General features: G+C 55.9%; 10 protein-coding genes. All 10 read left to right on the top strand.

Annotation, left to right across the window (positions count from 1 at the left end; translation table 11 throughout):
* Window positions 1-424, top strand: a 424-nt coding sequence (locus tag OC537_RS20600; protein WP_262114054.1) for an integrase core domain-containing protein, incomplete at its 5' end; no start/stop codon positions are given.
* Between the two features lie 193 nt (window positions 425-617).
* The gene (locus tag OC537_RS20595; protein ID WP_025328613.1) at window positions 618-1,334 is read left to right on the top strand and encodes a transcriptional regulator; all 717 of its coding nucleotides are present in this window, start codon (window positions 618-620) and stop codon (window positions 1,332-1,334) included.
* A 26-nt stretch (window positions 1,335-1,360) separates the two neighbouring features.
* Entirely contained in the window at window positions 1,361-1,741 is a 381-nt protein-coding gene (locus OC537_RS20590; protein WP_106885569.1) for a RidA family protein, read from the top strand.
* Between the two features lie 86 nt (window positions 1,742-1,827).
* The gene (tusD, locus tag OC537_RS20585; RefSeq protein WP_042650612.1) at window positions 1,828-2,220 is read left to right on the top strand and encodes a sulfurtransferase complex subunit TusD; all 393 of its coding nucleotides are present in this window, start codon (window positions 1,828-1,830) and stop codon (window positions 2,218-2,220) included.
* Window positions 2,221-2,229: 9 nt separating this feature from the next.
* Entirely contained in the window at window positions 2,230-2,586 is a 357-nt protein-coding gene (gene tusC, locus OC537_RS20580; protein WP_171275259.1) for a sulfurtransferase complex subunit TusC, read from the top strand.
* A 7-nt stretch (window positions 2,587-2,593) separates the two neighbouring features.
* Window positions 2,594-2,872 (top strand): sulfurtransferase complex subunit TusB, encoded by a 279-nt coding sequence (gene tusB, locus OC537_RS20575; protein ID WP_262114048.1) that lies wholly within the window; start codon window positions 2,594-2,596, stop codon window positions 2,870-2,872.
* 182 nt (window positions 2,873-3,054) lie between these two features.
* Window positions 3,055-3,429, top strand: a complete 375-nt coding sequence (rpsL, locus tag OC537_RS20570; protein WP_005306278.1) for a 30S ribosomal protein S12 — start codon at window positions 3,055-3,057, stop codon at window positions 3,427-3,429.
* 93 nt (window positions 3,430-3,522) lie between these two features.
* Window positions 3,523-3,993 carry a 30S ribosomal protein S7 gene (gene rpsG, locus OC537_RS20565; RefSeq protein WP_010675949.1) on the top strand — a complete coding sequence of 157 codons (471 nt, stop codon included), beginning with the start codon at window positions 3,523-3,525 and terminating at the stop codon, window positions 3,991-3,993.
* Window positions 3,994-4,068: 75 nt separating this feature from the next.
* On the top strand, window positions 4,069-6,174 hold the full coding sequence (fusA, locus tag OC537_RS20560) for an elongation factor G (RefSeq protein WP_106885572.1): 2,106 nt from the start codon (window positions 4,069-4,071) through the stop codon (window positions 6,172-6,174).
* A 54-nt stretch (window positions 6,175-6,228) separates the two neighbouring features.
* Window positions 6,229-6,650, top strand: a 422-nt coding sequence (locus tag OC537_RS20555; RefSeq protein ID WP_234676306.1) for a GTP-binding protein, incomplete at its 3' end; no start/stop codon positions are given.

Genomic DNA, 6,650 nt, shown 5'->3' with positions numbered 1-6,650 from the left:
GCCGCTGTACCTGAGCCTGGTGACGGATGCTTACTCACGCAAGATAGTGGGTCATCACGTGCACGAAGGGATGCACGCCGAGTCGGTGGCGATGGCGTTCAGACAAGCGCTGAAGCAACGGCGTGGCGGCGGGGAGCTTATCCATCACTCGGACCGCGGCGTGCAGTATTGCTCGGGTCTGTATCAGTCATTGCATGAGCGGCATGGTGTCCGATGCTCAATGACAGATGGTTATGACTGTTACCAGAATGCGTTGGCGGAGCGGGTGAACGGGATTTTGAAAGGAGAGTTGCTGCTACAAAGCCCGCAGGACCTGACGCAAGCGCGGGAGATGGTGCGCGAGGCAGTGGATATTTACAACCTGGAGCGACCGCATCATGGGTTGAAATACAGAACCCCCGATGCGGTGCATCGGGGGTTCTGAGTCACGTGAAGCTAGACGAAAATGTGTAAACCTATTTCAGGACTAGACACCGCCCGCCAGCAGTGCGCTGCACCGGGCTGGGGCAGGGGATGATCCAGTGCAAGGTTATAGAGCAAAAAATCAAAAAAAGTTGACATTGATCCCCCGCAATTGAAAACTCGGGAAAGTTGAATGGTTATTACAGGGGTAGAACATGGCTGTCGGTATCGAGGAAGTACTGCTTCCCGAAGAGCAACTGAGCGGTCGCGCTTTTACAGACGAAGACAGGGAATTGTTGCGTTCATATGAGGGCCTCATCGAGGGCCTGGCCGATCTGTTCGGCAAGCACTGCGAAGTGGTGCTGCATTCCCTGGAAAATCTGCATGAGTCAGTGATCAAGATAGCGAACGGATTCAACACGGGGCGGACCCTGGGAGCGCCGATCACCGATCTGGCCCTGCGCATGCTCAAGGACATCGAGAGCACGGGTCAGGATCACACCCAGAGCTACTTCGCCCGCAGCCGGACTGGTGCGCTGATGAAGTCGAGCACCATCGCCATCCGCAACCGCGACAAGCAGGTGATAGGTCTTATCTGCATCAACCTGCACATCAATGCGCCTTTCCACGAGTTCGTGGCCGAATTCTTCCCGACGCCCCAGCAAGTGGAGCGTCAATCGCCGGAGACCTTCGCCAACAGCGTGGAGGAGCTGGTTGCCCAGACGGTGGACAACACCATCGACGAGATCAACCGCGATCCCTCCGTGGCCAACAACGCCAAGAATCGTTTTATCGTGACCCAGTTGTTCGAGAAGGGCATATTTGATATCAAGGACTCGATCAACTTGGTCGCCGACAAGCTGAATATTTCCAAACATACCGTGTATCTCTACATCCGACAGCGCAAGCAGGGTGAAGAAGAGAGCGAGTAAGCGCCATAGATAGGGGATAGATAACAATGGCTAAAGAAGTGATTGCAACCGACAAGGCGCCTGCCGCAATTGGTCCTTATGTTCAGGCTACCAAGCTGGGTGACTTGGTGTTCACCTCCGGGCAGATCCCGCTCGATCCGGCCACCATGGACATAGTTGCCGGTGGCATCGAGGCGCAGGCCGAGCAGGTGATGAAGAACCTGGTTGCAGTATTGAAGGCGGCCGGTGCCGATACCAGCAAGGTGCTGAAGACCACCTGTTTCCTGAGCGACATGAACAACTTCGTGGCCTTCAACCAGGTTTATGCCCGCTACTTCGGTGATGCTGCACCGGCGCGTTCCTGCGTGGAAGTGGCGCGCCTGCCCAAGGATGTGCTGGTCGAAGTCGAAGCCATTGCTCATGTCTGAGTCTGAGTCATCGGAAGAGCCCCTCCCAGGAGGGGCTTTTTCGTCTTTGAGGTAGAATGGATGCACATCTGTGGAGGAGTCCGGATATGAGTCTGAATTTTGCCCTGCTGGTCACCGGGCCCGCCTATGGTACCCAGACGGCCAGCACAGCCTATCGCTTCGCCCTGAGCCTCATCGAGCAGGGACATCAGCTGTCCCACCTGTTCTTCTATCAGGATGGGGTCCATAACGGCAATGGTCTGCATGCCCCGGCCAGCGATGAGACCGACCTGGTGGCGCTGTGGCGCGATCTGGCTCTGGCGCAGGGCATTGCCATCGATGTGTGTGTCGCCGCCGCCATGCGCCGCGGGGTGCTCGATGAAGCCGAGGCTAAGGGGGTCGGCAAGACCCAGTTCAATCTGCAGGCCCCGTTTCGTTTAAGCGGGCTGGGTCAACTGGCCGAGGCCAGTCTGACCGCCGACCGCTTCGTCCAGTTCTAGGGGGATGGAATGACCAAGATAGCCTTTATCTGCCGGCGTGGTCCCCACGGTACGGCGAGTGGACGAGAGGGACTGGATGCCTTGCTGGCCACCTCTGCGCTGACGGAATCCCTGGCGCTGTTCCTCATCGGTGATGGTGTGCTGCAATTGCTCAGGGAGCAGTCGCCACAGGGGATATTGCAGCGCCACTACGCTCCGACCTTCAAGATGTTGGAACTGTACGATGTCGAGGAGGTCTATGTCTGTGCGGCGTCGCTGGCCGAACGTGGTCTGACGGCAGAGGATCTGCTGATCCCCGTGACGGTACTGAGCCCGGCCGAGATCCGCCACCAGTGGGACAACTTCACCACCCACATCAGCTTTTGAGGTACTCATGATACAGCTGGTATTGAGCTCTCCCTTTCTCAGCCAGGACCTCGAGCAGGTGCTGCATTATCGTCAGGACGCAGATCTGCTGGTGCTGATGCAGGACGCCGTGGTGGCGACGACGGCCCCGCAGTGGTGCGAACGATTGAACGGGATCCCCCTCTATGTGATGGGGGAAGACCTGAAGGCGAGGGGGTTGTCCCCCAGGATCGGGATGGAACTCGACATGGCCGGCCTGATCAAGCTGATCGCCGAACAGGGATCACCGCAGACCTGGGCCGGCTAGTTTTGATTTTTGCCTGTTGGCTCAGGTGGTTATCACAATAATGGCGGGATGTCATTTGCCCTTTTGGCGCACGAATTGTATAAATCTTGACTCCCCAGACAACAGGGCATAAAATTTCGCGTCCCCGTATCTGCGGGGAGGATTTTTCACACGTTTATGAAGTCATTATCAGGAGCCTTTTGATGGCAACTATTAACCAGTTGGTTCGCAAGCCACGCATCAAGCTCGTTGTGAAAAGCAACGTGCCGGCGCTGGAAGCGTGCCCTCAGAAGCGTGGCGTATGCACCCGTGTATACACCACCACCCCCAAGAAGCCTAACTCTGCACTGCGTAAAGTGTGCCGTGTACGTCTGACCAACGGCTTCGAAGTCACCTCCTACATCGGCGGTGAAGGTCACAACCTGCAGGAGCACTCCGTTGTTCTGATCCGTGGCGGTCGTGTCAAGGATTTGCCAGGTGTTCGTTATCACACCGTTCGTGGTGCGTTGGACTGTGCCGGTGTTAAAGACCGTAAGCAGGCTCGCTCCAAGTATGGCGTGAAGCGTCCGAAAGCTTAATGGTTCTCCGTTAAGTAAGGCCAAACGTTAATTCGTTTCTAGTTAGATAACTTTCTAGTTTTGGGTAACCCCTGAAGTTACGGAGAATTTGAAATGCCAAGACGTCGTGTTGTTGGTCAGCGTAAAATCCTGCCGGATCCCAAGTTCGGATCAGAGCTGCTGGCTAAATTTGTCAACGTAGTAATGGTTGACGGTAAGAAATCTGTTGCAGAAGCCATCGTTTATGGCGCCCTGGACATCATTGCCACCAAATCTGGCAAAGAGCACCTGGCCCTGTTCGAAGTCGCTCTGGACAACATTCGTCCGGCGGTCGAGGTTAAATCTCGTCGCGTCGGTGGTGCAACCTATCAGGTGCCGGTAGAAGTTCGTCCGGTTCGTCGCAATGCCCTGGCAATGCGCTGGTTGGTTGATGCCGCTCGTAAACGTGGTGAAAAATCAATGGCTCAGCGTTTGGCTGGCGAGCTGCTGGATGCCGCTGACAATAAGGGTTCGTCTGTCAAGAAACGTGAAGACGTTCACCGTATGGCTGAAGCGAACAAGGCCTTCGCTCACTTCCGCTGGTAATCCGCTTGCGCAGGGTCTTCTGGCTCTGCGCACCTTTAATTATCTGGGGACAAGTGCCCTAGTAAGAGGATGACAATGGCTCGTACAACCCCCATTGAGCGTTATCGTAACATCGGTATCTCTGCTCACATCGACGCCGGTAAGACTACTACTACCGAGCGCGTTCTGTTTTACACCGGTGTAAGTCACAAGATCGGTGAAGTTCACGATGGCGCCGCCACCATGGACTGGATGGAACAGGAACAAGAGCGTGGTATCACCATCACCTCCGCCGCGACCACCGCTTTCTGGTCCGGTATGGGTAAACAGTTCCAACCGCACCGTATCAACATCATCGATACCCCGGGCCACGTTGACTTTACTATCGAAGTAGAGCGTTCAATGCGTGTTCTGGACGGCGCCGTGATGGTGTACTGTGCCGTAGGTGGCGTACAGCCACAGTCTGAGACCGTATGGCGTCAGGCTAACAAGTACAAGGTTCCCCGTATCGCGTTCGTCAACAAGATGGACCGTACCGGCGCCAACTATCTGCGCTGCGTTGAGCACATCAAGACCCGTCTGAAAGGTACCCCGGTTCCGCTGCAACTGAACATCGGTGCAGAAGAGAACTTCAAGGGCGTTATCGACCTGGTCAAGATGAAAGCCATCAACTGGAGCGAAGCTGACCAGGGCGTGTCTTTCGATTACGAAGACGTCCCGGCCGAGCTGCTGGAACAAGCGCAAGAAATGCGCATGAACCTGGTTGAAGCCGCTGCTGAAGCGTCTGAAGACCTGATGGAAAAATACCTGGGTGGTGAAGAACTGACCGAAGAAGAGATCAAGAAAGCTCTTCGTCAGCGTGTTCTGAACAACGAAATCATCCTGGTTACCTGTGGCTCCGCGTTCAAGAACAAGGGCGTACAGGCCATGCTGGATGCCGTGGTTGACTATCTGCCGGCTCCGACCGACGTAGCAGCCATCGATGGTCTGAAGCTGGATGGCGTCACCAAAGACGAGCGTCACGCTTCCGATGACGAGCCGTTCTCTGCTCTGGCATTCAAGATTGCTACCGACCCGTTCGTTGGCAACCTGACCTTCTTCCGCGTTTACTCCGGTGTGGTTAACTCCGGTGACTCCGTGCTGAACTCTGTCAAAGAGAAGCGCGAGCGTTTTGGCCGTATCGTTCAGATGCACGCCAACAAGCGTGAAGAGATCAAAGAAGTTCGCGCAGGCGACATCGCCGCTGCCATCGGTCTGAAAGACGTGACCACTGGTGACACCCTGTGTGACGAAAAATCGCCGATCATCCTCGAGCGTATGGAATTCCCGGAGCCGGTAATCTCCATCGCGGTTGAGCCGAAAACCAAGGCTGACCAAGAGAAGATGGGTCTGGCACTCGGCCGTCTGGCGCAGGAAGATCCGTCTTTCCGCGTATGGACTGACGAAGAATCTGGCCAAACCATCATCGCCGGTATGGGTGAGCTGCACCTGGACATCATCGTTGACCGTATGCGTCGCGAGTTCAAGGTTGAAGCGAACGTAGGTAAGCCGCAGGTTGCCTACCGTGAAACCATCCGCAATACCGTCAAGGACATCGAAGGCAAGCATGCCAAGCAGTCCGGTGGTCGTGGTCAGTACGGTCACGTTGTGATCGACATGTACCCGCTGGAAGAAGGCAAAGCCTACGAGTTCGTTAACGACATCAAGGGCGGCGTGATTCCTGGTGAGTTCATCCCGGGTGTTGACAAGGGTATCCGTGAGCAGCTGAAGTCCGGCCCGCTGGCTGGCTATCCGGTAATGGATCTGGGCGTGCGTCTGCACTTCGGTTCCTACCACGATGTCGACTCCTCCGAACTGGCGTTCAAAATCGCTGCTTCCATGGCCTTTAAGGCTGGCTTCATGAAGGCCAACCCGGTTCTGCTCGAACCGATCATGAAAGTAGAAGTTGAGACTCCGGAAGATTACATGGGCGACGTGATCGGTGACCTGAACCGTCGTCGTGGCCTGATCGAAGGTATGGAAGACGGCCCGTCCGGCAAGATCGTTCGTGCTCTCGTGCCGCTGGCCGAGATGTTCGGTTATGCGACTGCCCTGCGTTCCGCTACCCAGGGTCGCGCTTCCTACGCCATGGAATTCGCTAAGTATCACGATGCCCCGACTAACGTCGCCCAGGCCGTGATCGAAGAGCGCAAATCCAAGTAATTTATGATTCCCCGCCTACGACGGTAGGCGGGTTTAACCTAGAAGGACTACGTCGTGTCTAAAGAAAAATTTGAGCGTAACAAACCGCACGTAAACGTCGGCACCATCGGCCACGTTGACCACGGTAAAACCACCCTGACCGCCGCCATCACCAACGTGCTGGCCAAGCACTTCGGTGGTAAAGCTTTCGCCTTCGACCAGATCGACAAGGCGCCGGAAGAGCGTGAGCGTGGTATCACCATCAACACCTCCCACGTAGAATACGACACTGCTATCCGTCACTACGCCCACGTAGATTGCCCGGGTCACGCCGACTACGTTAAGAACATGATCACCGGTGCTGCCCAGATGGACGGCGCGATCCTGGTAGTAGCCGCGACTGACGGCCCGATGCCGCAAACTCGTGAGCACATCCTGCTGGGTCGCCAGGTTGGCATCCCGTACATGATCGTGTTCATGAACAAGTGCGACATGGT

This window comes from Aeromonas sp. Marseille-Q5825, assembly GCF_946892685.1.
In the GTDB taxonomy this organism is placed as follows: Bacteria; Pseudomonadota; Gammaproteobacteria; order Enterobacterales; family Aeromonadaceae; genus Aeromonas; species Aeromonas rivipollensis.
Note: the sequence above shows the minus strand (reverse complement) of the source record. Positions and strands in the feature narration are given on the sequence as shown.

Excerpts from the sequence above, each read along its gene's own strand:
- OC537_RS20595 (WP_025328613.1), top strand. The coding sequence starts at position 618 with ATGGCTGTCGGTATCGAGGAAGTACTGCTTCCCGAAGAGCAACTGAGC.
- OC537_RS20590 (WP_106885569.1), top strand. The coding sequence starts at position 1,361 with ATGGCTAAAGAAGTGATTGCAACCGACAAGGCGCCTGCCGCAATTGGT.
- tusD (WP_042650612.1), top strand. The coding sequence starts at position 1,828 with ATGAGTCTGAATTTTGCCCTGCTGGTCACCGGGCCCGCCTATGGTACC.
- tusC (WP_171275259.1), top strand. The coding sequence starts at position 2,230 with ATGACCAAGATAGCCTTTATCTGCCGGCGTGGTCCCCACGGTACGGCG.
- tusB (WP_262114048.1), top strand. The coding sequence starts at position 2,594 with ATGATACAGCTGGTATTGAGCTCTCCCTTTCTCAGCCAGGACCTCGAG.
- rpsL (WP_005306278.1), top strand. The coding sequence starts at position 3,055 with ATGGCAACTATTAACCAGTTGGTTCGCAAGCCACGCATCAAGCTCGTT.
- rpsG (WP_010675949.1), top strand. The coding sequence starts at position 3,523 with ATGCCAAGACGTCGTGTTGTTGGTCAGCGTAAAATCCTGCCGGATCCC.
- fusA (WP_106885572.1), top strand. The coding sequence starts at position 4,069 with ATGGCTCGTACAACCCCCATTGAGCGTTATCGTAACATCGGTATCTCT.